Origin of the sequence: Nocardia takedensis NBRC 100417 (assembly GCF_000308695.1) — a bacterium.
Classification (GTDB): domain Bacteria; phylum Actinomycetota; class Actinomycetes; order Mycobacteriales; family Mycobacteriaceae; genus Nocardia; species Nocardia takedensis.
This window is the reverse complement of record NZ_BAGG01000190.1, coordinates 1-1,238: the sequence shown is the minus strand read 5'-3', so window position 1 is coordinate 1,238 and position 1,238 is coordinate 1. Positions and strand designations below refer to the sequence as shown.

Genomic DNA, 1,238 nt, shown 5'->3' with positions numbered 1-1,238 from the left:
CTACGATTTCGATCCCGCCTTCTTCGGTATCAGCCCCCGCGAGGCACTGGCCTCGGACCCGCAACAGCGGTTGCTGCTCGAGACGGCCTGGGAGGTGTTCGAGCGGGCGGGCATCGATCCGAACATGATGCGGGGCAGCAATACCGGCGTGTTCGCGGGGGTCATGTACAACGATTACGCCTCGCGCCTCGGCGGTGCGCCCGAGGGCTTCGAGGGATTCCTGTTGGCGGGCAACACCAACAGCGTGGTCTCGGGGCGGGTCGCGTACACGTTCGGGCTGGAGGGTCCGGCGGTCACGGTGGACACGGCGTGTTCGTCGTCGTTGGTGGCGTTGCATCTGGCGGCGCAGTCCCTGCGCAACGGCGAATGCGATCTCGCGCTCGCCGGTGGCGTTACGGTCATGTCCACCCCGAACACGTTCGTGGAGTTCAGCCGCCAACGCGGGCTGGCTCCCGACGGGCGGTGCAAGTCGTTCGCCGCGAGCGCGGACGGCGCCGCGTGGTCGGAGGGCGTGGGCCTGCTGCTGGTGGAACGGTTGTCGGACGCGCGGCGCAACGGTCATCCGGTGTTGGCGGTCGTACGTGGTTCGGCGGTGAATCAGGACGGCGCGTCGAATGGTCTGACCGCGCCGAACGGTCCTGCGCAACAGCGAGTGATTCGTGCGGCGCTGGCGAGTGCCGGCCTGACCGCCGCCGAGGTGGACGTCGTGGAGGCGCACGGTACGGGTACCACGTTGGGTGATCCGATCGAGGCGCAGGCGTTGTTGGCGACGTATGGGCGTGAGCGTGTGCGTCCGTTGTTGTTGGGGTCGTTGAAGTCGAATATCGGGCATGCGCAGGCTGCGGCGGGGGTGGCCGGGGTGATCAAGATGGTGCAGGCGATGGGTCATGGTGTGGTTCCGGCGACGTTGCATGTGGATGAGCCGACGCCGCATGTGGATTGGTCGGTCGGTGCTGTGGAATTGGCGGTGTCGGCGGTGGGGTGGCCGGAGGTGGGGCGTCCGCGCCGTGCCGGGGTGTCCTCGTTCGGGATCAGCGGCACCAACGCCCACGTCATCCTCGAACAGGTCGTCGTCCCCGAGGCGGCCGAGGAGTCGCAGGTCCCCATCGGTCCTGTGCCGCTGGTGCTCTCGGCCCGGTCCGCGCGCTCGCTGCGTGACCAAGCGGCGCGGTTGCGCGGACACCTCGAGCAGAATCCGGATATCCGGCCGGTGGATCTGGCGGCCGCGTCGGCGGCCC

1 protein-coding gene is annotated in these 1,238 nt (G+C 68.7%); it reads left to right on the top strand.

The annotated features are described in order from the left end of the window. A partial coding sequence (locus ON30_RS27880) for a beta-ketoacyl synthase N-terminal-like domain-containing protein (RefSeq protein WP_040711948.1) occupies nucleotides 1-1,238 on the top strand: 1,238 nt, incomplete at both ends.